Here is a 24,268-nt window from a genome sequence, read left to right on the forward strand (position 1 = left end):
GGATCTGACCGTTATCGAGTGTTCTGATTCGAAGTTAAACGAAAGGACACAGGATTGAAATTCAAGACCGATTCCCCGAACAATGCAGACGATTGAGTAACCAGTCACGGCCCAAATATTAAACTCTCGGCGTGTCGGGAACTGGGTCAAAATATAGCAGAATGTCGTGACAAACAGCAGGGCTGTTTAAGTCAGGTTTGTCATCCAGCGTTTGAGCAATTGCATTTGAGAAATCATTTTGCCAGTGCCTCGGGCCAGTTTATTCATGCAAAGCAAACCCGAACCAATCGCGACTCGATTCGGCCAAAGATTTTCCAGATACGATCCAGCACTTGAGCAGCTATCGATTCGGTCATACGGCAACTGTTCGGAGATTAGATAGTCCACCAGAGCAACTTCATGCAATATTCCCGGGCTGCATTTCACGAATCGATCATCCCAGGCAATTTTGAACGCAAAGAGTTCTCTTCCCGAACAGAAATTTAAAGCAGTGGCGACTATGTCTTCACCTGCTAACAATTGGCTGATCACCAGATAATCCGAACTTTGGGACTGATGTGTCAGATGTTGGATGAACTTCCGATCCTTTTGAGTCGATTGCAGCGCTGTTCCGATTTCTCCTTTCCAACTGGATTCTTCGAGACGCAGAAAATGACTTAGGGCTACATCAAACTCGCTTTTATTTTCTATAAGTCGAAACTGGATCGGTCCATTTTTGGAGAGACGATTCTGGTTCTTCCTGATGGACTTCCTCCTCGAAGTCGACCAGAATTCAGGCAATCCTTTTTCTGGAAGTAATCGTAAGTCGACAGCGGCCGATTCTGATTCCGGCAGCAAACGAAACGATCCTCTGTTCTCAGCCGTGAACTCTCGTAATTCTTGAGCCCATTGGGAGTTAAATCTCAAATTGCGAAATTCAATCCCCAGGATCTCATCCTGCTTTTCTTTAAGAAACTCCGTCAATAATTGATAAAACTCGGTCCTGGAATTTTCAGCGATCAGTAATCCACTTCGGTATGAGTGTGGACAATTGACAGAAATCCAATGAGGTAACGGAAGTGCTTTCGTTGCGTTGACCTGATCGAATACCCCCAAGCCGATCAGTTGGTTTCGCTGACGGTTTCTGCATGCCAAAATGATTGGCTGTTGATCACGCGGTCGAATGGTTGCCAGCGAAAGCACAAACTCTGGTGATAAGAATGCATTTCCACTTAAACTTTCCTGTTCGAGTTTTTTCCAGTCTCTCTGGAAATCAGTGGTGCACTGATCGGGAGTGAGAATCAATAGCTCGGAATCCAGGTTGGATTTAGACGAAAAAATCATAAAGAAGCACCGATCTCTCGAATTTGTCGCAAGTATTTGCCTGGAAATACAGGGTTCTAGCCATCATGGAGCCGCTGAATGCCACCGTAAATTCCAGTTGCCCTTGAATAACAGCAAATGCTTATATTTAACCATGGTCCAGGGCAAGTCAATTATGAATTAAATTGAAAGCTGAAGTTCGACCGAAATCAGATTCGATGCATCAGTAAAAACAAGAGGGAGCGATAAGAACCCTATATTATCGATGAAAGAGTCGCTTTGAGTGGAAATTATGATTCCCCTATTGCTGGGCAATTCCACTCACTCTTTCTTAAATGAGGACGACCATACTCTTTTTCGGTATCGATCAACATGCACGAGAATTGACAGTATCGGACAGAAATTCAAGACCAAAATATTAAACGCTCGGCGTGTCGGGAGTTCGGACAGAAAGTATTAGAATGTTTTTAGCAAACAGCAGGGCGAAATGTTGTTCAAAAACAGTATAGCCCTACTGAATAAGAGGTGTTTCAGCTGAAATTGTTGGCAATGATCCGGACATGCTTGGCGTGGGCAAATGGTTGTGATTCATTACCGGTCTGGCGTGTTCTTCATGGTAGAAACGTTAGTATTTGTGCTATAAGACTCATGCTGTGCTCAGTGAGATAGCAAGAATCGTCCATTTACGAAAGCCAGTCTAACATGAGTGATTTGTTGCCCGCGGAACTCTTTCAGAAACTGATTGAGGTGCGACGTGATCTGCATAGAAATCCTGAACCCAGTTGGCAGGAGTTTCGTACGGCGGAAAAGGTTTGTCAGTTCCTTGATGAGCATCGGATATCGTATCGCGATGGTATTGCGGGTACGGGGATTCTGGCCGAAATACCGGGGGCGAATACTGAGCGGTTTATTGCCATCCGCGGCGACATGGATGCCCTTCCTGTGCATGAGGAAACGGGTCTAGAGTTTGCTTCTAGAATCGAAGGAATGATGCACGCGTGCGGCCACGACGGCCATACGACCATGGTACTAGGGGCCGCGGCATTGTTACGGGCCGCAGAATTACCGGTGTCAGTAAGGTTTATCTTTCAACCGGCGGAAGAAACTGGCCTAGGTGCAAAAAAAATGATCGAAGAGAATGCACTTGATGGCGTGTCGATGATTTTTGGCGGCCATGTCGATCGACACTATCACGCCGGCAGCATTGCCATTTCGGACGGTCCGGTCAATGCCTCGTCTGATCAATTCAAAATATCGATCTTTGGTGGTGGAGGGCATGCGGCTCGACCACACGAAGCCGTTGATCCGGTAGTCGTGGGATCATTGCTGGTGATGGCGTTGCAGACCATCGTATCACGGGAAGTGGACCCTGCTCATCCGTCCGTCGTGACGGTAGGTGATTTTCACGCTGGTACAGCACCAAATGTTCTAGCCAGTTGTGCGGTTCTTCGCGGCACGATTCGGGCACAGGATGCAGCGGTTCGGAAACACTTGAAAGCATCGATTCGTCGCATCGCAGAGTCGGTAGCTCGACTTCACAACACGGAAATAGACGTTGAACTATGTGAAGGAACACCACCGGTGATTAACTCAGACGAGATGATTCAGCTCGCCCGACAGGCTGCGATTTCAGTAGTTGGGGAAAACAACACCGTTAAAATGCGAGCCGCCAATATGGGTGGCGAAGACTTCGGATTCTATTTGCAGAAAGTCCCCGGTTGCTACGTCCGATTCGGGTCTGTTGTTCCCGGCAAGGAGGGGTATCCGGCTCATTCCAGTCGGTTCGATTTCGATGAAAAGGCGCTGGCCGTAGGTGCGACTTACTTTGCTGAGATCGCAAGAATTGCGGCTGAGCAGATTCACAATACTTCGTCCCAGCCGTAGACACTGCAGTTCCAACAGGACCAGCCCAACGGCATTCGCGGCGATGGTAGACGATGGAATCAAGTTCCTATAAGCGCAGCGACTGCCTCGGAAATCCTTCTTCGACGGCCCGTCTTGTTCGGTTGTGTGACCGTTGCCGCAGGGATGGTCGCCACCAAGCAGCGAACATTGAGTGAGCTTTCATTGGATCATGTTATTAGACCATTTTCAAATGGTATCTGCAGTCGCATGGACATAAAATGTCCTAAAAATGCTGTGTTTGCTCCTGCTGAACGCTGCAGGTAATTATTGAATATGCTCTAGACAACCGCAACACGCATCATCACGCATCATACAGTCAGGCGTTGAGATGACGGCAAAGAAATTAAGCCGATTTCACTATGGAAAAATTAATGATTTTGTCGGCGACATTTACTCGCTGGATCGAGTTACCTAATTCCTGGGAAACTCACCTTAATCATTGATGGAGACGCGATTATCGCCTTTGTTCTTCGGTATTGCTGTAGGCCTTATTTTAGGGATGATACTGTTTCAGGTTCCATGAGTTCCCTTCATGTCCGGCTGGTACTCGCCGGCGGTACCGCACATTGCTGCGATCGTCTACAGCCTGATCGGCAACGTTTAAATATTTGTCTGCTACATTTCCTGTACTGCCAACATCTCCTTTCGCAAAATCAGTATTGTCCTGTTTCTGGCCTGCAGCTGGCTCAATTCAAGCCAGACGTAATTCGCCGCTGGCATTTACTAAATTTCAGACTGGTTCTGACGCCAGCGTGATCGCATATGCGTACATGTGCACCTGGCAATGATCCTGAGGATTATCGCTGCACAGGCATTATCATTATGTTTGCGTGAGCCGGGTGAGTGCAGGTATGCATCACGCCGTGTTCATCTAAATATTTCTTCGTCGAAAAATCCAGCCTCAAAGGTCAGGGGGGGCTGCGGGCATGCCGAGACGTCTCAGTTTGGCACCAAGACCGGCAGCCAGGTTGCGATACATAATCAAGCCAACATCGGTGCGAACGCGGAGCAGTTCCTCCAGTTCGTTCTGGGCAATCATCGCAACTTCGACTTCCTCGATGGCTCGCACACATGCACTATGCGGGTGGTGACTCAGCAGGGCCATTTCGCCAAAGAATTCTCCCGGGTTCAGAACATCTGCCACCTTATCACTTCCTAAAAGAATCTCCACCTGGCCGGAAAGAAGTAAGTATGATTTTCCATTCTGACTTGCGATCTGTACAATCCTGTCGCCTTTTCTGAAACGCTGCCTAGTGAATAGGTTGGCCAACTGCGCGGTCTGTTCGTCGTTCAGTCCTTTGAAGGCCATTGTCCGCGGTAAGCTGACTGCAAGAACAGGGTCAATCCATTGACGGTTGAACTCCCGTAACACAGCATTTGCAATCGGCTTCATCGCGTCCACCATCGAATTCTCTGTTGCGTCAACCGGTATGTAGTAACGTGCCATTCGTACGGTATCGAGTCTCTCCACATAGTGAAAGACAGCTGACGGGACATAAGCAATCGGCAGGAACCCAAGTTCTAAAAGCGTTTTTTGCATCCTGGGAGCATCTGCACTAACATCGGTCTCAACGTAGTCGACTTTCCACTCTTCGCGGCAGCGACGTTCCAGTTCGCACAGCAGGTAACGCACGGGCTCTTCGTTAAGGTAGATTAGTTCGAAAATCCGCACTGCCTTGTCAACGTTAGTATCGCACGAATATCCAATGGCACCCATCAAGTGGCCTCCGCGTTTGGCGATGAGATAGCTGGTATTGTGTCGCTGAAGTGCCCGGGAACCGAAGTGAAGTTTTACAGGACCGAAGATGTCTCGCTTGCGGAGGCGACCGCGTTCAAAACGCAGCAGAGATGTGTAGCCCGCAGCATTCATTTCCTCGATCTCAAAATCTTCGGCCGCTGGATAAGATCTGGCGGTTTCGTCCACGATGACATCGCATGGAAGGCCCACATTTGTGAGCGCGGTCTCGGCTAGCCAGTACACAGGCGGAGCGACATGCGGATGGTTCCGTCGCATCTTCAGAGCATCATTGAAATACCTCGCAAATAAGGCCACGGGTTCGCCGTTATGTGTCGGAATATACCCAACCGGAGCGAAACCGTAACGTAGTGAGATTTTTTGCGAAAACGGATGCTCGACGCGGTTATCGGCCAAGCCAATGTGCAGGTGCTCGCTGACTAGTTCGAGGCGTTTTTCCATCAGGAGTTTTCCAATGCCCCGACCGCGTCCCTCAGGATGTACGACCAGACGGCCAAACTCGCCGACCAGATCTGTGAAAGCCCCCACATCATAGACGACTGCCCCAGTACCAAGAATTCGGCCGCAGGTTGGGTCTTCTGCAACCAGCATCAGCGAATCACTGCTGAAGACCTGCTTTTTAAGAAATAACGTGTCGAAAAATTGAGGGAAGGCGTAATCCGCACCATAAGCCACTTCGAACAGGTCCCGGATCTCGCCCACGTCCGATTCAACCGCTTCGCGAATCACAATATCTTTATCTGATTCCATGGACAACAATCGAATGTTGAATTGCGATACCCTTACCGGAATTTACCGGGCCAGGGTTTCTGAGGCTCAATGCGAATTGTACATTCTCGATTCAGCTTGAGAATGCACTGTTTTCCAGAGTACAAGTTACATATGTAAAGTTCGCGGAACTCTTCGCGGCGGTTGTAAACGACAACCAGCTTTCCTTCAAAGTGCGAGTAGTGAAAGGTCAGTGCAATGAAGATGATAACCGAATGATGATAATCTTCACCCTTGGCATCAATCTCTTGAATCGGAATAATCCCCTGCACCATCGCAAAGTCAAGAGCGAAGAAGCCAGCATTCGCGGGGATGATGGTGAAGACAACAAATCCTTTTCCACCCCGTCCGACATTAAAGAAAAAATAGCCAAGATCCTGTATTCTAAGTCTTACGAAAGTCTCATGCCGAAGCGAATCAAAGTCTTCGCTGAATCGCTTGTCATAATTCATTTTGTACGTTGCGAGATCGTAAGCTATTTCCATGCATTCTTGGTCACGCTGCCGCATGCAAGCTTCCATGCAATTCGCGGTCACTTCGTTTTTGATGGGGCAAACGATCACATCGGGAACAAAACGATTGTCCAGGTGATAACCGACCTTATAGTAGCCCTGATCGTCAGGCACCGCGGCTTCCAGAAATTCAGCGGTATAACTGAATGATCGCATCGACTTCGGTTCACCCAACACAGCCTCCGTTGAATGAGAAAGCGATACTTTTGGTAGTACTGGAGTAAACACAGGTCTGGTACTCCGGTTCTAAAAGAAAACCGAGCAAATTCGAAAGCCTAAGCGTTCTCTACCTCCTCGTAACAAGCCTAATACCTCAGATTAAATTGATGGGGCAAGAGGATAAGTTATGCACCCGCCGCTGGCTACGTGCAGCAGATGATGGTGATCAAACACTGGATGAACACTGAATAGTTCTCTAGCCAAATTAGCAAATCTTGTGCCATGCGATTGGCACTCAGTAAGGATGCGATTTTTCCAAACCAATAGGCTTAAATTGCTTAAATACCGACTCTCTTTAACCGTTCCCTTGACGCCATCGACCTGCAGTCACCAGCGAGCTGCCTTCTCTGCTCTCACCACTGCATGATTTTTCATCAGGAAAAACGAAGGAAACAGCTACTGATCGTTGGATTTACGGGGAATGGTCGAGTGTGCACATCCCTTTGATATCGATGAAAGAGTTGCTTTGAGTGGCAATTGTGATTTTCTCACAAGGAGGATCACCATGCTCTTTCTCGGTATCGATCAACATGCACGACAACTGACCGTCTCCTTAAGAGACCAGCAGGGCGAAGTCCTGCTCGCTCGTCAGGTCTCCACTCGGCCTGCCAAGATTCTGCAATTCTTCGACCAACTCAACCTGCGATGTGCTGAGCTCAATGAATCTTTCATTGCGGTAGTGGAAGTCTACGGTTTCAACGACTGGCTGATTCGCATGCTCCAGGACTATCGCTGCCACAAAGTGATTCTCCTTGTTCAGCGTTTCTCAGAATCAAGGGCGGGAATCGATTCCCGGTAGGGCTTGTTCGCTTTATACAGCTTTTGTTTGTGGACCACTTCCGCTTTAACTTGGATTTCATCATCCATCAGTTGAATCGCTGCATCAAGGTAATTTCGAGCAGATTGAAAATCACCAGATTCAGCATAAGCGGCTGCCAACGTATCCAATAAAAGCGGGTCTTTCCAATCGCTTAATTCACAAGCGTGGCGGGCATGAACGACAGCTTGTTCTCCGTCGCGAATTTCCTCAGAAGGCCATGTTGCGAAGATCCATGCTAGGCCATTGTGTGCTTGAATGTAGTCTGGGTTGATTGCGATTGATTCACGAAGTCCAGCAATGGCTTGTCCAGGTTTGCCAAGGTTTCGATAACATTTAGAACGCAGGTAGAGAATTTCAGGTGATCGTGCTCCAAGCAAAGCATGATCGTAATCCACTATTGCTGACTCAAAATCTCCTGCAACTCTTCGGAGATCCCCGCGAATATAGTGAGCCAGTGGAGCCAGGTCGTGACCAGGATCGACTTTCAACGCCAGAGATAAATCGTGTATTGCTTCCGCTGATTGATCGAGCATTTTTAAGCTGCTCGCCCGACTGATTAAATCGGGAACACTATTGGGAATTTGTTTTAGTAGACGATTCAGATCAGCAACTGCTTTCTGGTATTGTTCTTTGTCCTTATAGATATCTGCACGCTCACGCAGGAAGTAGACATTGTCGGCATCTATGGAGAGGGCTTTGTTGAGATCCTGCAATGCAGTCTCAAGGTTGTCTGTAGCATGATACGTTTTTCCTCGCCGAAAATAGACAATCGCATTTCGCGGGAGGATTTCCAGAACATGGTTGTAGTCCAGCAGGGCATTCTCGTACTGGCCCATAGAGTCGTAGGCATTTCCTCGATAAAAGAGGGCGTTAACGCTTTGTGGATCTCTTTCCAGTATTTTTGTAAAGTCGATGATTGCATCGGCTGCTTTGCCCAGGTCGATGAGACAGCGACCACGTAGTTCACGAATTCTGACTGACTGTGGGTTCAGACTGATTACGGCATCAAAGTCACGAACGGCATTGACGAGATCATTATTGCGCAGATGTATCAGTCCACGGTTTTCGTAAGCTCCAATTAATTCGCTGTCCAATTCCAGAGCGTCATTAAAATCTTGTATGGCTCGCTCGATGTCTCCTGTTTTCTTATAAGCGAGCCCACGATTAAGACGCATCCTGGCATCTTTGGGAGCTAGTTCGACTGCTGTGTTGAAGTCTGCAATCGCCTTATCCATGTCCCCTTTCATCATCCAGCAATAGCCTCGTTCGTTGTAATCTCGATACTCAGCCTTGATTGCAATTCGTTTTGTGAAATCAGCAATGGCTTCATCGTACTTATCTATTGAAAGCCAGACCATTGCTCGGGCATAGAGATTATCTCGATTCGTCGGATCATTATTGATCAACTCCGAGAAGTATTTAAGTGCATCAGTTTGAGAAATCACCTGAGAAGCAGAAATCCAACCAGGGCGAGGTGATTTGACACGCAGGCGGTCACCCTCCACTGTGATGATATCCAATGGAAAACCACGAGAGACATTTCCAACCGGTTGCCCGTCTTCCATGATCTGAATCTCTTCGATGGCGACAACCCGATCTCCAATTTTAAACTCTTGCGAGAACGCTTGAGCAGAATGCGAGATCAGTAATATACAAGTCAGGAATAAATTCTTCATCGAAAGAACTTTCTATCGCAGAAAGACATATGGCAGGATTCAGTCGAGAGAATGCAGCAAGCCCTGGATATAACCAAAACTATGTGCGAATGCCTGCAGACTGTCTGGGTCCGAGGCATGACGGGGGACATGATCGGGCATTACCAGATACGGATATCCAGCGTCCTTGAGGACACTCAGAATTTGGAAAAGATCCAGATCACCCTCATCGACATAAACTTCCTGAAAATCATCGCGGTGGCCTCGGATATTTCGCAAATGGACGTTGAAGATCTTCTTTTGTTGCGCGAAATGTTGCACAATTGGCAGTATTTCCCGGGCTGGATCTTGCAACATCTCCGCGACTGTGCCCACGCAAAAATTCAATCCGTGCAATGGACTGGATTGAATAGACAGCAATCGTTTTAGCCCTGAAACCGTGCCCAGCACTCGACAGACGCCTTGATATCCTTCAGGAGGAACTCCGGGATCGTGCGGATGACAGGCAGCACGGATATGAAACTCGTTGCAGACGGGAATGATCTGCTTCAAAAAATACTCGATTCTCTCCCAAGCAAGTTCCTCATCCACAAGGCCTGCGCGGGTGTATGGAGTCGGTGGCACGGCTTCAGAATACTTCCAGCTCTGGTAGGTGGATCTGCCTCGACCCTGAGTAGGCTTTGTCCTCAGAACTCCTAGAAGACTTAAATTGTATTTGATCGCGGGAATTCCAACCTTTGCACAGCAGGCAATCATCCGCTGGATATACTCTATATCACGATCACGATCCCCGCTTTCTCCCAGCATAATTGCTCCACGTTTTTCATGGTCAATGTGGCTGGATGTCAGGAATGGTAAAGCAACCATGTCCAGAGAAATTCCGTATTCTAAACACAAGTCACGCGTCTGCTCCAATTCGGACACCGTCCAGTACCCTCGTGCTTTGGAGTAAGGAGGGCACCCACAGATATGTTTGACACCGTATCTCTGGAAAAACTGAAGCATTTCGGGAGATATCGGACCTCGTTGAGATCCAATCTGCATCTGAAGTGTGGTTTGCAATCTGCCCCTTGCAGCTTGACCTAAAGGTTCCAGATATTGAGCTGCGCCTAAAACGCCTGTAATTGACATAGCCGAATGTAACAAGGACCGTCGTTTCATCACTATTCCTCTCTACGATCGCGCTGTCTCTGAGCTTTCACATGAAGTGACAGGGATGAGCCAGGTGACTCAATGGCTTGTGTTCACCCGGCTCAAAATCTTCCTATGAGACCGTCCGTTCACTCATCTGTCTGACCAGATCCTCATGGTCAGCAATGCGATCAAAGATTCCCTGAAGTTCTGTAGCCATCTGTGACCACTTCTGGAAAGTCGCATCGTGCGACTTCAAGAGATTGACATCTTCAATCAAGCGGTCGAGGATTTGCATGGATTGAAGCCGCAGTTCTTGGTACCGGATTGTGCCTTCGGGATCCTGAAATACTCCAGAGTTCTGCAAGGCGATTTCAACTGATGCGAAATACTCTTCCAAGATCAGACGAAAACGAGTGAATTGATCAGCCATCTGATCCCACTTGGGGCCTTGACCAATGATGTTGACTTCATTCCAGAACGCGATTAGTGCCTCACAGGCTTGCTTAGCCTCGCAACATTGCAGTTGCTTTGGCATATAAACTTTCTTTGGAAATGGACTGTTCATGACATCCTCCCTTCATTTGGTTGTCCTCGAACAAGTTCTCCCTATTGGACACTATAAAAGCTGGGCAAGAGTTTTCTACCATGTTTATTGCACAGGGGATGTCATAATTTTCACTACATTTTTCATTCTATTCGCGAGAGGCGATCGTAACCGAATCGACCTTCCATCCCAGGGCTTACACACCGAATTTTATCGGGACTGCGAAGACTTTCAGTAGGTGATTTGAATCGAGAGCACAGTTCATTCGCTTACACTTTGCTCCTCGCTTGAGAGTTGTTTCCTGACGCAGCATACTCGTCGAACTGCTGCCAGGTTTGATGCTCCGCTGCAATCCTGTTGATGGCGATGATCGTCGCCAAATGTCACATCGAGAACATAGTGCTGACTGTTCTCAATACTCCAATGACGCCGGATTGCATTCGTCAGAAACTTTGCTCGCACGGGATGAGAGCTCACAAAAAATCGGGACTCCCAACTCTCCTTTCCCTTGATCGTTCGTGCAGAAACTATGATCGCCAGTGTTTTTAAATCACGTCACTTTTCACGCTGAGGATGATCTTTCGGTATCTCGACCACTTGACAGAAGTGGTCGAGATACGACCGTGTCCCGCTGCGAAACTTTCAAACATACGATGCTTCATGTTCGTGAAATAACTCTCCTGGGCAGGCTCCAACAAGCCTGCATGTCGTCGATGAGAGAAGACTGGTTTCCGTCAAACCAATGGTTAGCAATCAAATACGGAGAGTAAGTACGTAATGCTCTTTTTGTTCTCTTATTTGTGCAGCAATCTCTTTCTGGCAACCCATCGTCCGAATTCGGTGTGTGTGCCGGCAAACGAAGAAGTTTGCTGAGGAGACCAGTGATCGCGAAAAAAGTCCTGCGATCCATATTCACAATCGAGATACGAAATACACAAACTAGTTCGTGAAACCGTGGAATCAGCGGTCATGAAAACGAATCCGTTACCGAAAGCTTCACTGAACCTGAATGGTCGCTGCGAGCGGTTTATCGAGACGATCAAACTGGAGTGCCCCAATAAGTTTATTGTGTTCCGGAAGAAGCATCTTGATTATCTGACGGACGAGTTTACGAGTTATTACAACATAAATAGAAGCTACACGGAGCGGGATCATCTGCCGCCGATCCGGGTGGAACCTGATGAAGTGGCGACCATTCCCATCGAACAGATTGAGGTTCGAAAATACGTCGGCGGCTTGAGCAGTCAGTCCATAAATTTCTCAATCTCAAAATGCCGCATTTTCCCCACTTCAAACTCTCACTCCGATTCATATGAGCGAATTTTCTGCGTTTATACCTTCAACTGTCGGTTGGTAATACTTGTTAACTTTGCTATTTTCTTTCTATCGTATTCTGGATCATCGATCAAATTCGATGTATCGAAGACGGGCGTGCACAAGGCGTTGGACGCGGAGCCGCCGGTCGCGTCGTTCCTGAAGTTAATGTTGATTTGCGGCGGCCCAGTCAACGCCAACGTTCTCTTAAAAGATTTTAGCCAACCCAACAGTTCATTATGCCTGTCACGTTAGAGGAAGCGAAAAGTCGGTATCCCGAGGCCAAGACCTTCAAATTTGGCGACAATCGTGCACTCTGTGGTCGGCTCCTATCACTTGTTCGCTTAGGTAAGAAGAAAGCAACGTGTGGAGCACTCAGAGATTTTAAAAACGGCACGGAGTCCATGCCTGTAATTGGAAGAAGGGACATAGCACTCGATTGGGATGGCACACCAGCACTTGTGATTGAGACAACCGAATTATCCATCCGCCGATTTTGTGATGTAGATACAGATTTTGCATTAGCTGAAGGGGAAGACGAAACGCTCGAAGGTTGGCAGGCGGGGCATCGGGCATTTTTTGGTCGCAACGGTGGCTGGCAATCAGATATGGAATTGGTTTGCGAACGCTTCTGTATGATCGAAGATTTTGCCAAACCGTCACACTGACATATCGAGACAATCTGTGCGCCGAACGAAGAGGAGAACGAGGCGGTGCTGGACAACAGGCGACCTGAATCAAAGTGATTCGTTGAAGACGGTCGGAAAACTGGTTGAGTTTTACGTTTCCCAACACAACTCGCATCTACCACACTCGGCGTTCTGCGGATAACCCCTTGATGAGATGTACTTCGGAACCGACATTGGTGTACTAGAGAAACTGGAAGCTGCACGACAAACGACACGGCAGCAACGCCTGATAACAAATCGAGTTCTGAATTGTCAGAGATGCGAGGATCTGGTCGTGATCGAATGTTAATACAGGCAGTTGAATGGATACGGATTTCGAAAGAGCAGGGGACTGAAAGTTGGAACCGATTCCCTAAAGACTGCAGACGATTGAGTGACCAGTCACGACCAAAACGGTAAACTCTCGGATTGTCGGGAATCCAGATAGAAAAGATCAGAATATCATGACAAACAACAGGGCTTAGTACGTTCATACCACACTTCTAGAGTTCGATTCTACATGCATTATCATGTCTGATTGAGCGAATGCGATTGATTTGCAAGAATAAGTATGGAATTTTGAAACTAATTTGGATGATCTCAGGAGTTGGTGTTGGGAAATATTGGCTGGATCTGGTCTACCGTTCTGACTCTAGAACTGGTGTTTATCGTACGAGCTATCATTCGTCCGCATCGATCACCGGCGTCTCGCATCGCATGGGTCGTCGTTATTGGAGTCATCCCTTTTCTGGGTATATTTCTATACGTGCTGTTTGGCGAGACGAACATCGGATATCGCAAAAAGCAACGAGTCCTCCAGGTTCAGGAAAAGCTCAGGTTATTTGACGTTTCTGATGTGGAAGTCGCTGCGCGGCTTCAGAAAGTTCCCGAAGAGTACCAAATGCTATTTCGGACTGCAGGATCGATCTCTCGCTTTCCTGTTGTAGCAGGAAACGTTGGGAAATTGTTCTCCGATTCCAACGAAACAATTAGCAGCATAATCGCGGATATTGACGCCGCTAAGCAACATGTGCATATCGTTTTCTATATCTGGCTGGCCGATAACAATGGTTGTCGTATGGTCGAAGCCCTGATCCGTGCAAGCAAACGGGGGGTTATCTGCCGTGTGATCGTTGACGAAATGGGATCACGCGATCTTATTCGTTCACGGCAGTGGATGAAGATGAAGTCGGCGGGAGTGTTTGCTACGACTTCTATGCCGATTGGGAATTTTCTTTTGAAACCTCTGAGAGGACGAATTGATCTTCGCAACCATCGCAAGATCGTGGTGATTGATGATTGGATTACTTATTGCGGCAGTCAAAACTGTGCTGACCCAGAATTTCGGATCAAAGCTAAGTATGCTCCGTGGGTTGATGCAGTCATACGCTTCGAAGGTCCTGTCGCCCAACAGAACCAGCATTTATTTGCCAGCGATTGGATGACACACAGCACTCAGGATTTGAGCGACATCATCTCACAACCGCTACGTGAAAGTCATGGATCGATCATTGCCCAGGCATTTGGGACCGGTCCCACCGTTCGGGATGCAGCGATGTCAGAAATGTTCGTTTCGATGATGTATGCTGCGCGGCAGGAAATTATAATTACAACGCCCTACTATGTCCCGGATGAGTCTATGCAACACGCGGTGCGTGCGGCTGCACATCGGGGAGTCAACACTACAATCATCTTTCCGGCCAAAAATGATTCTCGAATTGTGGCTGCTGCCAGTGAGAGCTACTATCCCGAGTTGCTCGACGCAGGCGTGAAGGTTTTTGAGTTTACTGCTGGATTGTTGCACACAAAATCGTTTACGGTCGATGGGTGCGTGACGTTAATCGGTTCGGCAAACCACGATCGTCGCAGTTTCGATCTGAATTATGAAAACAATATTCTCTGCTACGACAGCAAGATTACCGGGGAGGTTAGAGACTTACAGTTGATGTACTTGTCGAAATCCGATCCGGTTACCGAAGAGATGGTTGCGGAATGGTCATTGATCGATCGTCTGTGGAGAAACTCGATTGCAATGTTGGGGCCACTATTATAAGCGTTTGCCTTTCTGTGGTAACGCTGAAGGAGTTGCTTGGAATGGGAATTGTAATTTTCCTATAGCTGGATAATTACACTCACTCTTTCTCATAGGAGAACCAGAATGCTGATTTCTCGGTATCGATGAACACTGCAATCTGCCAGAATGTTGTGAGAATCAGCAGGGCTTGATCGAGAGATAGGCAGTTCGTTCAAATTTGGATTTGAAATATACTGATATTGTTTCAAATATATGAAATCCTCAGTGTTATGCCTCCAACCGTAAGCTGGAATATTTTGTCAACTTTGCTATTTTCTATATAGCTTATTCTGGATCAGAGATCACATTCGTTGCACCTGAGGGTACGTTTATTTTGGGTACTTGATATACATCTGGGTAAAATAATATTTTCCATCGGCTTGTGACCACATTGCACCAATCCCAATAAACTCCTGTTCTGGATTCATAAGATTTTTACGGTGTCCTTCACTTTCCATCCAACCATTAATCGCTCTTTGAGCAATTTGTTGCGACGGAGCATCTTTTTCGATGGTTTTCCTGCTGACGTTCTCAGACCCACCCCAATAATACAGATCCATGTCTTTGGCCGCAGCTGTTCTTCGTGCTGAAGCATACGACTCAGTACCTTTCACACCATGATTGGTATCAAGCTGTTTGACCATCTGTGCGGTCCAGTCTCGAGCGTATGACGAGAGTATTCTTGAGATCTTCACGGGAGCGATGCCTTCCAGTGCCCGTTGCTCGTTTGTCATGCGGAAGACTTCTCGCTCGATTTCGGAGAGATTAGACTGGGGATCGAACCCCACATATTCCTGGAGACTCAGGCTTTGGCTTTCATCAACATCAATTTCCTGAAAGTGAACCCTTGCAAATTCAAGATCTAGATCTCGTCGATTGAGCAGATACTCGGTGGAAGAAAGTTGTCCGTCCACATTCGCATCTCTGCGGATAAAGGCTTCCCGAGTAAAATTCTGGGCCTGCAATGTTACGGGCATTACCAGAAACACGGAAAAAAGTGAACAGAAACAGATAGCGGATAAGGGTCTCGACATCGCATTCTCCTATTTATGATTTGAGCTTTACGCATCCTGTTGAAATGATACGACAGGATACATTTGGTCATTTTTTACTGATGGAATTATTCAATAACCCATTGAGTATTATTATTCGATTCCAATTCTGTATTCAGCTTCCAATCATCTTTGTTAGGCGCATACAAATACTGATTGTTGAAAACATTCTTCAAACGAATTGTCTGTCCTTTTAGCACAGGTCGACCCGTTTGCTGTGACTGTGCAGTGGGGGTCTCACCGGAGGTAATAACCCAGTGAGAGTGTTTGTCTTTTTCCGTCCAGTAGTAAACACCATCGCCAAAGACACCCAGGAAGTTGTATGATTTCCAGTTATTTGGCCAGGCCTTCATCTCGGTTGCCTTGAGGAAGACGGTGTCTCCATATTTCAATGGAACGGCATTATTATCATGTGGCTTTTTGAGTAATAATGGCTCAGCCGAATCTTGACCTCTTGTCAGAGGATAGTAATACGACTTGCCTCCATAACTGATCCCAAGGTATCTTGATGCTCCTTCACTCTTCAGCTTCACAGTACTGCCATTCATGACCTTTTGCTGAGCAAGACAGGTATCCCCGTAAAGAGTTGACCACGCAAAGCTGGCTATCATGGACACAAATAACAATTGATTTTTCTTAGAAAAAATGTGATGTATCATCTTAAACTTCTCCTTCTTGGCGGGGGTGGTGCGATTTAGCAAAAGTGAATATGCGTTAGGTTGCAATAGCACCTGATAGGAAATTTACTAACGCACTGGTATTACACATATTGTGATATAAAGCTTATCAGACGATTCAGAAGCCCCAATAACGTAGACGGTATTTTCTGGTGTCATTAAATTGCCCCAGTGTTGAGCAGAAGAACGCATGAGCGTGATCATGTTTTCCAATGCAACGGGATCATTCTTTTGGATGACGAAACAGGACTCACTGTGTCGGTAATGGTCATCCAACTGATATCCCATGCCTGTTAATTTGCTTTCAATTTCGTTGAATCTTATGCTTCCCAGCCAGTGGGCATCGAGCGGATTTCCCGTTTCTTCAAACTTCACACTCTCTAAAAACTGGCAGTGGGCATCTGCAGGTGCAGAAAATTCATTATGATATTTTGCCTTCGCCAGACCTCCCGATTCGCGAGACTTATCAAGTATTTTCATCAGGTCAGCTTTGGCTTTGACGAGAGTTTCCGGTGGGCTTGTCCGTTTCAGATGGTAAGTCGTGCCTGGATATTGAATTTCAATTGTATCGTTGCCTGTTTGCACCATAATTACAGACGAGTTGGCAGGATCTTTCTGCTGGCCTTGGGAATCGGTAGTTCCAGCATAAACGTATTGATTTTTATTATCTGGGTTTTTAGTAAACTGCGATGCCGATTGACGTGTATCGGTCATCTTCACTCCCAGATCAGTCTGAGTGATTTTGACGCGGCTACCACGTCTGACAGGAAAGTCCTGGACATTGGGTTTTCCCATTGACCAGCCTCCAGAAGGATTAAACGAGAGTGTCTGGTCAACGACTGTGCCCGAGTTATTGGACACAGGGTTAGAATAAGGTGGCACATTCTGTGGATTGTTGGCAGGGTTGGAATATGGTGGCACGTTCTGAGGATTGGAAATCGGTTGATTCAAACGGGGAGGGTTGGGAGGTGTACCAATTGTCGGACCAGATGATGGCTGTCCAGATGTTGGCTGTCCTTCACAAGGGCTCATACTCCAGAACAAAATGGTAAATGTTATGAAGGCTGCTTTCATTGTGTGACTCCAAAAATACAGTTCTGAATTCAAGAGACCGTGAGTCCAGATAAAGTCGGGCTGGTTATTGAACGGATAATGAATATTTTGCAGAGTTTAAATTCTGATCAAGGGTATGCAGTATCAGACTCGCAGAGGTGGCATCTCCGGAAATCCATCCCACTTTGCCACTGGCAGGGAATTGAAATGCGTTATTGCTGTTGTGAATTCTGGAGTCAGAAATTAGCTGAACATTACTCAAGGCTTGACCGTATTGATCGACGATAATGGAATAGGTGTTCTGGTACTCTCCATTGATAAGATACTCCCAGAGCACAGCATATCTCTGATTTCCTATAGGGGCGACTCGAGGCCGTTCGTAACTGTCCCGGCGACCAGGGTTCTGCGGGGGCATCGCAAGCTTAAATGAGCGCACTTCATCACTGTAAACTTCCGTCTTGTTTGGCCATCGCCAGTTGGGCAGTGATTCAAAATTCTTAGGTATGCTGACAAACCAGACTGGTAATCCGTTCTCGGGATTCACGCCAAAATTCGGATGCGAGAAGACCACCAGATACCCAGAAGGGGTCTGAACTAATCCGCCCAGCAGTAATTCGTGATGATCATTTTTGAAGACCAGCTTGTGATCACTCCAAGACATTTGACCATTGCTGCCAGGCGAGAGTTTTGAAAGAACGATCCCTCTTTCATGGGCTTGTGCCTGCACAAAATCCCGACCATCATAAATGGTCTGTAAATCTCCGCAGTGCATTCCCCCCCCTTCGCGAAAAACGCTTTGTCCAGCTGTATTCACGGCGAGAATGCACATGGTATCGTGCACATAGCCATCGGCTCCGGGAATATTATGAGCAAACGAGGCTGTGAGGACTCCATTACCATGTACCAGCTGAGAGCGAACACTGAATCGACCATCCGATGGAGAAACTAATAACGGATTATAGATCCCCCATTTTCGATAGTATGATTCCTGATTAAGATCGACGAATAATTGTGGCGACTGGCTGCCTGGAGGAAGCTTCAGAATGTTGAGAATGTTTTTGCGCCTGGCATTAGGATTCATTGAGGCAACGACTTTCTCACCAGTCCCTGTCATCAAGTAACGGTTTCCTTGTGAATCCTTAGTGAATCCGGCGAGTATGGGCAACGCATTGGAGATTTTGATGTGGTTTCCATTCTTCCATTGTCCCCCGGAAAAGCTCGAAAGAATGGTCTCACCTGTGGCTGATGTCCAGGCGACATCGAGACTGTCGTCTGAATTGACGTAAGGAATGATTGTCGGAAAACGAATATTGGAATTGGCATCAACCGGGCGTCGTGCAGTCACAGGAGCGACAGCTCCACCGATCATGCCTCCTGAGGAATCCAGTAAATTTGCTGGAATGGGATTCGTCGGCGTACTGTTGGCTGCCATTAATCGAAACACGGTATACTCGTCCCTGGCTCCCCAGCGAGTTGAGATTTGACGATCTCCCAGTCCATCCTCATGCCAGAATTGTCCATTGGACGCGAATTTGATTCGATACCGTCGCGTTCCCGCTGGTTCGAAAGTCACCTTCGCACTCTGGTCTCCTGCATTCGTTCTAGTGGAGAGCAGATTGTCTTTAGCGTCTGTGTAAATCAATTTTCCGGTAGCAACTGAACGAATGCGATAGGAGCCATCGGGGTAAGCTTCGATAGTAAATTGAGTGGTTTTATCATTCGGGAAGTCTTCGCGGTTGTTATCCACTGCATAAAGAACATTGTCACGGCCAGTTCGAATTCGCAGCAATCGTCCGGTCGCGACAGATTCGATACGATAGATTGCACTCGGTGGAGCTGCGTCAAGTGCGGTCTGCATCATCAGGTAAAACAGACATGTAATTACAGGAATCCCAATCAGGCTGGAATGTTTAAGGGCAAACCCTTCACGACCACATAATCTTGTTATCATCATCAGTCTCCATAAGGCAGATATCGTACAGGTTTGCCCCTTAACGGCCATGGCTCTTTACTCCGGGGAATTCAATGAAATTCAGGTGGAAAACAGGTGGCAAAATGACCGATGACACATCTCTGTCTCAAAAACTGGCTCAGATAGGAATTACCGGTACTCAGCATGAGAGTTACTCCGTGCACTTCAAAACGGGATCTGTCAGAAAATCACAATTCCCACTCAAATCGACGCTTACATCGATGTCAATCGCTACGCACCGATGAGCCGAAACTCATCCTCTGATCACAAGATGCTCAATAGGGATGAATCCCGGGAGATCTCAGTGCAATTAATTCGATGGGTTGCTCGTGATCCATACTTCCAGTTGACCAGTCGCACCAGCTTGAGAAGAACTGGCTTTGAGCTGGTAAGTACCATTGGCTTTGGGCTGAAATTCAAGCACGGCGTTAGGGCGACCATTTCTACCATAGGCTTCTTTTCCGTTGATATTTTTCAATTCCAGGTGGGTATTGAAGTCCGTACTTTTGGTCTCAATCGTGTATTTGCGATCAGCCCGCAGCACACCATTGTATATGAGCGATTGAAGACCCTCCCGAGTAGGATCCGGTTTTCCAAATGTTGCCAAGTTTGGCACTCCGGTCACCATGATTGGACCACCACTCAACTGTGTATGTTCGTCTTTCCAGTTCATTTTTGCAGGTGCAGCCAAGGGCTTGTCAACCATTGGGACTTTTGCGTTTGGGGCATACGCTAATTGTCCGCTATAGTTCCCGGGAGGATCATAATTACAAACAATAACGAGCTGACCTTTGTATGGTCCGCTTTGCATCACAGCCACGCCTGCACCGATCTTTGTAGTCTTGCTCCACACCATTTGGGTGTAGTGACCAACAATTGTGTAATCATTTTTACCTTCCGCTGCAGGCCCCATCACAACACCCGGGCGGAAATTCTTGATCTCACTGTACCATGCTTCGGCCCCCTTCAATGCAGTACTGTTGATAGCAATATTCTCTCCATACTTGGTATTGTTATGTTTGAATGTGCCCGTGGCAGCAAGATGGTTTGCCCACTTTTGGGCGACATTAGCAACTTCGTCTGACCAGGTTACAGGCCCGACATCGACTTCAGCTCTTTTCTTGTTATGGTAATCAGTCAACTCTTTTCTCTGAAATGGAGAAAGTGCGCTTTGAGCGTAAACGCAGCTAGGCGACAGGGAGGCAAACACTGCTGATAGCACGCAGGTTGCAGTGACCAGAAACTTGTTCATTTTTTGCTCCAATACTTGAGACGTTGAGATAGTGTTTTTTGGCCCGGGTTGCAGTACCAAGAGTAGGGCAGGCCAGAGTTCAGTCTACAAAGCAGTAACTGACGCTTTTGTGCTTGAAATCATTGCAATCCATTTCGATCAAAAGTATGCTAAATCTTTTAACTGATGGACGAACAGCACGAAAACTCGTGATTTTCAGGTTAAATCTGCCTCTGTTGAGCCTACATTTAAAATCTTCTTTATTTGCAATGTCTATATCATTTGGCAGGCTTTGTATAATCAAGACAAGCATTGTTTACATGCTCACGAAAGACAATACGTTTACTTCCAGTTCAACCTACGACTTAAATTGAAATATTTCGAAATTAAATTCTTATGATCGATTTGAGTTCACCTACCAGCCAGACCCTACTGGCGAAACTGCGAACCAATACTCCTGACGAAACAGCGTGGGATGAATTCGTCAATCTGTATGGCAAGAGAATTTACAGTTGGTGTCGTGGGCGTGGGTTACAGGCAGTTGATGCTGAGGACGTGACCCAGAATGTCCTTGTTCGTTTAACAAAAGTCATGTTGAGATTCGAATACGATTCCTCCATGAGTTTTCGATGTTGGCTGCGAACTGTCGTTCAAAATCTTGTGAATGATTTCCTGCGTGATCGAGTTCGTGCTACAGACGATGGAAAAGTTGCCTGCATGATGAGTCGTCTGGAGGAAGCCGAAGCGACGCAAGACTTACTATCACGGCTAGACGATCTGTTTGATCTGGAACTGCTGGAAGAGGCGAAAGCTCGTGTGAGAATTCGCGTTAGCAATGCTCGCTGGAAAGCTTGGAGTCTGATGGCCGAGAAGAATTTGCCCGCCAATGAAGTTAGTAGAATGATCGGCATGAAAGTCGAAACGGTGTTTACTGCACGCAGTCAAATCCAAGAAATGATAAGAAATGAAGTCAGCTTACTAGAACGATAGAATCTGCTTTCATGCAATCATGCCCAACTCCAAACAAGCTTTTAGAGCTAGTTAGTGGTGACCAGTCTGGCGAATTGGGTCGTCACGTCGATAACTGTCCTGGTTGCAAACGGGAACTTGAAAAACAGCTTAGTGATCTCAGAGAGCAATCTACACTTGTTGAACCCCTCAACAGTGTTACCTCAAGTTGGGGCACTGGCCTGGCCCATCGACTGGCGGCATCGTTAAAAGACTCTCCTGGTGAGGAATTGGTTGTTGATTTTGAGCTTCCCTATCAGATGGGAAACTACACCCTGTTGAGAATCCTTGGCGCGGGAGGAATGGGAATTGTTTATTTAGCAAATCAGGAGAGTCTGAATCGTCGTGTCGCAATAAAAATGGTTCGACAGAGTGAATTAAAAAATAAAAAACTCGTCAGTCGCTTCTATACAGAAGTGGAATCTGTTGCCAGTCTCAATCATTCAGGAATCGTGCCCATATATGAAGTCGGACGGCACAAGCACTATCTGTACTATTCGATGCAGCTGGTCGAAGAGGGAACACTCTCAGAGTTCATCCGACGTGACAAGCCACCGATTCGAGTCACTGCAAAAATCGTTCAGCAAATAGCCGAAGCCGTCCATTTTGCACATCAAAATGGAATTATTCATCGCGATTTAAAACCCTCGAATATCCTGGTCGATTCCTCATCGAATCCCAAAATCGCCGATTTTGGTTTGGCGAAATTGCTCTCGCTCGATCCGTCATTATCGACTGGAAGTTACGATATCGTTGGTACGCCAAGCTATATGTCTCCAGAGCAAGTGAGTGGGAAGGAAAGTCATACGTTTGCGACAGATGTCTATGGCTTGGGAGCAATACTTTATGAAATGCTCACCGGTCGTGCACCCTTCGTCGGAAAGGAGCCTCTTTCAGTTCTTCATGATGTTCTGGAGAAAATACCTGAATCGCCCAGAGTCATTGACAAGAGCATTCCGCAAGATCTGGAGACAATCACATTAAAGTGTTTACAGAAGCATCCCGCACATCGTTATCCGACAGCAGAGTGCGTTGCCGACGAACTCGATTCATATCTGCGAGGAAAATTGATCCAGGCCCGCCCCACTCCATTGCCTGAAAAACTGGGAAGGCTGGTTCGACGAAATCCGTTCACTTCCATTTTGATTTTGATGACAGCCTTAATCGTGGGAGTGAGTGTGGTGAACAGCTTCAATTCTTTGAGATTGAGTGATCTGCAGGCAAAAAAAATTGAAAGCCAGAACATCAAACTTGAGTCCGCAGTTCTGGGAGCTCAAAATCAATCTTCACTCGTGGCGAGTCAGGCTGAGCTATCCATCGAAGTCATCGAAGCGATTCTTGGAGAGATCCAAACAACATATTTGCGTCTTCCTGCAGAGCAAAAATCCCGCAAGGTCATGCTCAATCAGGTGCTCAATAAACTAGATCGACTCTCTGCAGACCATGTCGATCCCGATCAATTGAATTCCTGTTATGCCAAAACAATCCTGGGCTTGGCAGAAGTCGAATATAGTATTGGAGCTTCAGACGGAAGTATTGGGCTTGAAGCTTCAAAACGCAGGTATATCGACGCGATTGAACGATTACAGAAATTATACCAGAACAATATGGATAACCTGGATGTACAAAGAACATTGGCCAGAGCAATCATGAAATACGGGGACGTATTAGCCGATGCAGCTCACTGGGAGGAAGCCCATGCAAAATTCATGGAAGCCCTACCTCTTATGATCGAGGCCTGTTCAAAGTCGAGTGAAGACATGGTTCTGATGGAATTAGGAGAATTAGAAATTCTGTGTGCAGAAGGATTTATGCATACCGGATATCCAGATCAGTTTGAAGAGTTTTCGAATCGAGGACATCGGCGTTTGAAAGAGATCACTGAAACCAGCCCAGGGAGTCTTGAAGCGGCATCATTGTTTCTCTACTCATGCCAGATTATTGGAGACTGGCATTTAAAGAAAAACCATTTTGATGACGCAAAACAATATTACGAGATGTTTCAACAAAAAGCCGTTTTACTCGATCACCTGTATCCATTCAATTCAAACGTCGCTTTGGATTGCTCCACCGCGTATGAAAGGTTAGGAGACCTGGCACTAAAAAGCAAAGACATCGATTTAGCACTCGAGCATTACCAGTTATCACTTGACTATGCACAAAAACTGGAAATCTCTGCGCCAGATAATCTGGAAACGCTATGGCATGTTTCCTTCAGTTATCAGCATCTGGCCGACCTGCTCCTTCACTTAAAGGAACTGGAACAAGGTTTTCCTCTGGCAGTCCGTTGTGTGGAAATTCGACGTATTCTGCAAGATCGAGATCGTCAGAATTACAGAAGGACTGCCAAGTTAGTTCACTCTTTAAAGACGCTGGCTGCTTATCACCTGTCTCAAAGTGAAAACATTTTGGCACGAAATATTTATCAGGAGTGCTTTTCGGTCGAAACAGAATATCAGTTGCTTACAGGTAAAAAGAGTTTTGCTAATGACTTGTCGAATCTGGAGTCCAAGATCGCAGCTCTCGACTGAATATACTCCAAAACTGTCCACCGCTTGCGATCCCGGGAGAGAATTGCTCCCGGAGATCCCTCTCGAAAAGTCT

Annotated in this window: 20 protein-coding genes; 7 read left to right on the plus strand and 13 right to left on the minus strand. The window is 46.8% G+C overall.

Translation table 11 applies throughout. The features are described 5' to 3' along the window. Window positions 1–186: 186 nt before the first annotated feature. Window positions 187–1,323 (minus strand): GNAT family N-acetyltransferase, encoded by a 1,137-nt coding sequence (locus Pan54_RS06995; protein ID WP_146502809.1) that lies wholly within the window; start codon window positions 1,321–1,323, stop codon window positions 187–189. A gap of 681 nt (window positions 1,324–2,004) precedes the next feature. Here Pan54_RS06995 and Pan54_RS07000 point away from each other — a divergent pair. Next, on the plus strand, window positions 2,005–3,186 hold the full coding sequence (locus Pan54_RS07000; RefSeq protein WP_146502810.1) for a M20 metallopeptidase family protein: 1,182 nt from the start codon (window positions 2,005–2,007) through the stop codon (window positions 3,184–3,186). Between the two features lie 922 nt (window positions 3,187–4,108). Here Pan54_RS07000 and Pan54_RS07010 read toward each other — a convergent pair. Both Pan54_RS07010 and Pan54_RS07015 read right to left on the minus strand, forming a co-directional pair. Further along, window positions 4,109–5,713, minus strand: coding sequence for a GNAT family N-acetyltransferase (locus tag Pan54_RS07010; protein WP_146502811.1), 1,605 nt, complete (start codon window positions 5,711–5,713; stop codon window positions 4,109–4,111). Between the two features lie 32 nt (window positions 5,714–5,745). After that, on the minus strand, window positions 5,746–6,471 hold the full coding sequence (locus Pan54_RS07015) for a DUF4914 family protein (protein WP_261343169.1): 726 nt from the start codon (window positions 6,469–6,471) through the stop codon (window positions 5,746–5,748). Between the two features lie 496 nt (window positions 6,472–6,967). On the opposite strand from Pan54_RS07015, the gene Pan54_RS07020 reads away from it, so the two are divergent. Next, complete coding sequence (locus Pan54_RS07020; RefSeq protein ID WP_146502813.1) at window positions 6,968–7,261, plus strand: hypothetical protein; 294 nt, start codon at window positions 6,968–6,970, stop codon at window positions 7,259–7,261. On the opposite strand, the gene Pan54_RS07025 is transcribed toward Pan54_RS07020, so the two are convergent. From Pan54_RS07025 to Pan54_RS25755, 5 genes are all read right to left on the minus strand, one after another. Beyond that, window positions 7,219–8,958, minus strand: coding sequence for a tetratricopeptide repeat protein (locus tag Pan54_RS07025; protein ID WP_146502814.1), 1,740 nt, complete (start codon window positions 8,956–8,958; stop codon window positions 7,219–7,221). The genes Pan54_RS07020 and Pan54_RS07025 overlap by 43 nt on opposite strands. 39 nt (window positions 8,959–8,997) lie before the next feature. Continuing rightward, on the minus strand, window positions 8,998–10,098 hold the full coding sequence (locus Pan54_RS07030) for a mannonate dehydratase (protein ID WP_146502815.1): 1,101 nt from the start codon (window positions 10,096–10,098) through the stop codon (window positions 8,998–9,000). Window positions 10,099–10,201: 103 nt separating this feature from the next. Next, complete coding sequence (locus tag Pan54_RS07035; protein WP_146502816.1) at window positions 10,202–10,636, minus strand: hypothetical protein; 435 nt, start codon at window positions 10,634–10,636, stop codon at window positions 10,202–10,204. 240 nt (window positions 10,637–10,876) lie between these two features. Beyond that, window positions 10,877–11,155: an ISAs1 family transposase gene (locus Pan54_RS26750; RefSeq protein ID WP_146506346.1), complete on the minus strand. Its 279-nt coding sequence runs from the start codon at window positions 11,153–11,155 to the stop codon at window positions 10,877–10,879. A 254-nt stretch (window positions 11,156–11,409) separates the two neighbouring features. Next, window positions 11,410–11,586 carry a hypothetical protein gene (locus Pan54_RS25755; RefSeq protein WP_165441631.1) on the minus strand — a complete coding sequence of 59 codons (177 nt, stop codon included), beginning with the start codon at window positions 11,584–11,586 and terminating at the stop codon, window positions 11,410–11,412. On the opposite strand from Pan54_RS25755, the gene Pan54_RS07045 reads away from it, so the two are divergent. The 3 genes from Pan54_RS07045 (at window position 11,585) to cls (ending at window position 14,650) form a co-directional block, all read left to right on the plus strand. After that, on the plus strand, window positions 11,585–12,184 hold the full coding sequence (locus Pan54_RS07045) for a transposase (protein ID WP_146502817.1): 600 nt from the start codon (window positions 11,585–11,587) through the stop codon (window positions 12,182–12,184). The two genes, Pan54_RS25755 and Pan54_RS07045, sit on opposite strands and share 2 nt — an antisense overlap. Then, window positions 12,169–12,597, plus strand: coding sequence for an ASCH domain-containing protein (locus tag Pan54_RS07050; protein WP_146502818.1), 429 nt, complete (start codon window positions 12,169–12,171; stop codon window positions 12,595–12,597). The genes Pan54_RS07045 and Pan54_RS07050 overlap by 16 nt, the downstream gene beginning before the upstream one ends. A 610-nt stretch (window positions 12,598–13,207) precedes the next feature. Continuing rightward, window positions 13,208–14,650 (plus strand): cardiolipin synthase, encoded by a 1,443-nt coding sequence (cls, locus tag Pan54_RS07055; RefSeq protein ID WP_390621924.1) that lies wholly within the window; start codon window positions 13,208–13,210, stop codon window positions 14,648–14,650. 350 nt (window positions 14,651–15,000) lie between these two features. Here the strand turns inward: cls and Pan54_RS07060 are convergent, their stop codons facing one another. The 5 genes from Pan54_RS07060 to Pan54_RS07080 form a co-directional block, all read right to left on the minus strand. Further along, window positions 15,001–15,705 (minus strand): CAP domain-containing protein, encoded by a 705-nt coding sequence (locus Pan54_RS07060; protein WP_146502819.1) that lies wholly within the window; start codon window positions 15,703–15,705, stop codon window positions 15,001–15,003. Between the two features lie 86 nt (window positions 15,706–15,791). Then, window positions 15,792–16,382: a hypothetical protein gene (locus Pan54_RS07065; RefSeq protein WP_146502820.1), complete on the minus strand. Its 591-nt coding sequence runs from the start codon at window positions 16,380–16,382 to the stop codon at window positions 15,792–15,794. 87 nt (window positions 16,383–16,469) lie between these two features. Continuing rightward, complete coding sequence (locus Pan54_RS07070) at window positions 16,470–17,474, minus strand: hypothetical protein (protein WP_146502821.1); 1,005 nt, start codon at window positions 17,472–17,474, stop codon at window positions 16,470–16,472. Window positions 17,475–17,538: 64 nt separating this feature from the next. After that, the gene (locus tag Pan54_RS07075) at window positions 17,539–19,404 is read right to left on the minus strand and encodes an RICIN domain-containing protein (RefSeq protein WP_146502822.1); all 1,866 of its coding nucleotides are present in this window, start codon (window positions 19,402–19,404) and stop codon (window positions 17,539–17,541) included. A gap of 331 nt (window positions 19,405–19,735) precedes the next feature. Next, complete coding sequence (locus Pan54_RS07080; RefSeq protein ID WP_146502823.1) at window positions 19,736–20,677, minus strand: CAP family protein; 942 nt, start codon at window positions 20,675–20,677, stop codon at window positions 19,736–19,738. Window positions 20,678–21,052: 375 nt separating this feature from the next. Here Pan54_RS07080 and Pan54_RS07085 point away from each other — a divergent pair, with 375 nt between their 5' ends. Both Pan54_RS07085 and Pan54_RS07090 read left to right on the plus strand, forming a co-directional pair. Then, window positions 21,053–21,646, plus strand: coding sequence for an RNA polymerase sigma factor (locus tag Pan54_RS07085; RefSeq protein ID WP_146502824.1), 594 nt, complete (start codon window positions 21,053–21,055; stop codon window positions 21,644–21,646). Between the two features lie 11 nt (window positions 21,647–21,657). After that, window positions 21,658–24,195 (plus strand): serine/threonine protein kinase, encoded by a 2,538-nt coding sequence (locus Pan54_RS07090; protein ID WP_146502825.1) that lies wholly within the window; start codon window positions 21,658–21,660, stop codon window positions 24,193–24,195. Window positions 24,196–24,268: the final 73 nt, after the last annotated feature.

This window comes from Rubinisphaera italica (assembly GCF_007859715.1).
In the GTDB taxonomy this organism is placed as follows: domain Bacteria; phylum Planctomycetota; class Planctomycetia; order Planctomycetales; family Planctomycetaceae; genus Rubinisphaera; species Rubinisphaera italica.

Excerpts from the sequence above, each read along its gene's own strand:
- Pan54_RS06995 (WP_146502809.1), bottom strand. The coding sequence starts at position 1,323 with ATGATTTTTTCGTCTAAATCCAACCTGGATTCCGAGCTATTGATTCTC.
- Pan54_RS07000 (WP_146502810.1), top strand. The coding sequence starts at position 2,005 with ATGAGTGATTTGTTGCCCGCGGAACTCTTTCAGAAACTGATTGAGGTG.
- Pan54_RS07010 (WP_146502811.1), bottom strand. The coding sequence starts at position 5,713 with ATGGAATCAGATAAAGATATTGTGATTCGCGAAGCGGTTGAATCGGAC.
- Pan54_RS07020 (WP_146502813.1), top strand. The coding sequence starts at position 6,968 with ATGCTCTTTCTCGGTATCGATCAACATGCACGACAACTGACCGTCTCC.
- Pan54_RS07025 (WP_146502814.1), bottom strand. The coding sequence starts at position 8,958 with ATGAAGAATTTATTCCTGACTTGTATATTACTGATCTCGCATTCTGCT.
- Pan54_RS07030 (WP_146502815.1), bottom strand. The coding sequence starts at position 10,098 with ATGAAACGACGGTCCTTGTTACATTCGGCTATGTCAATTACAGGCGTT.
- Pan54_RS07035 (WP_146502816.1), bottom strand. The coding sequence starts at position 10,636 with ATGAACAGTCCATTTCCAAAGAAAGTTTATATGCCAAAGCAACTGCAA.
- Pan54_RS07045 (WP_146502817.1), top strand. The coding sequence starts at position 11,585 with ATGAAAACGAATCCGTTACCGAAAGCTTCACTGAACCTGAATGGTCGC.
- Pan54_RS25755 (WP_165441631.1), bottom strand. The coding sequence starts at position 11,586 with ATGACCGCTGATTCCACGGTTTCACGAACTAGTTTGTGTATTTCGTAT.
- Pan54_RS07050 (WP_146502818.1), top strand. The coding sequence starts at position 12,169 with ATGCCTGTCACGTTAGAGGAAGCGAAAAGTCGGTATCCCGAGGCCAAG.
- Pan54_RS07060 (WP_146502819.1), bottom strand. The coding sequence starts at position 15,705 with ATGTCGAGACCCTTATCCGCTATCTGTTTCTGTTCACTTTTTTCCGTG.
- Pan54_RS07065 (WP_146502820.1), bottom strand. The coding sequence starts at position 16,382 with ATGATACATCACATTTTTTCTAAGAAAAATCAATTGTTATTTGTGTCC.
- Pan54_RS07070 (WP_146502821.1), bottom strand. The coding sequence starts at position 17,474 with ATGAAAGCAGCCTTCATAACATTTACCATTTTGTTCTGGAGTATGAGC.
- Pan54_RS07075 (WP_146502822.1), bottom strand. The coding sequence starts at position 19,404 with ATGATAACAAGATTATGTGGTCGTGAAGGGTTTGCCCTTAAACATTCC.
- Pan54_RS07080 (WP_146502823.1), bottom strand. The coding sequence starts at position 20,677 with ATGAACAAGTTTCTGGTCACTGCAACCTGCGTGCTATCAGCAGTGTTT.
- Pan54_RS07085 (WP_146502824.1), top strand. The coding sequence starts at position 21,053 with ATGATCGATTTGAGTTCACCTACCAGCCAGACCCTACTGGCGAAACTG.
- Pan54_RS07090 (WP_146502825.1), top strand. The coding sequence starts at position 21,658 with ATGCAATCATGCCCAACTCCAAACAAGCTTTTAGAGCTAGTTAGTGGT.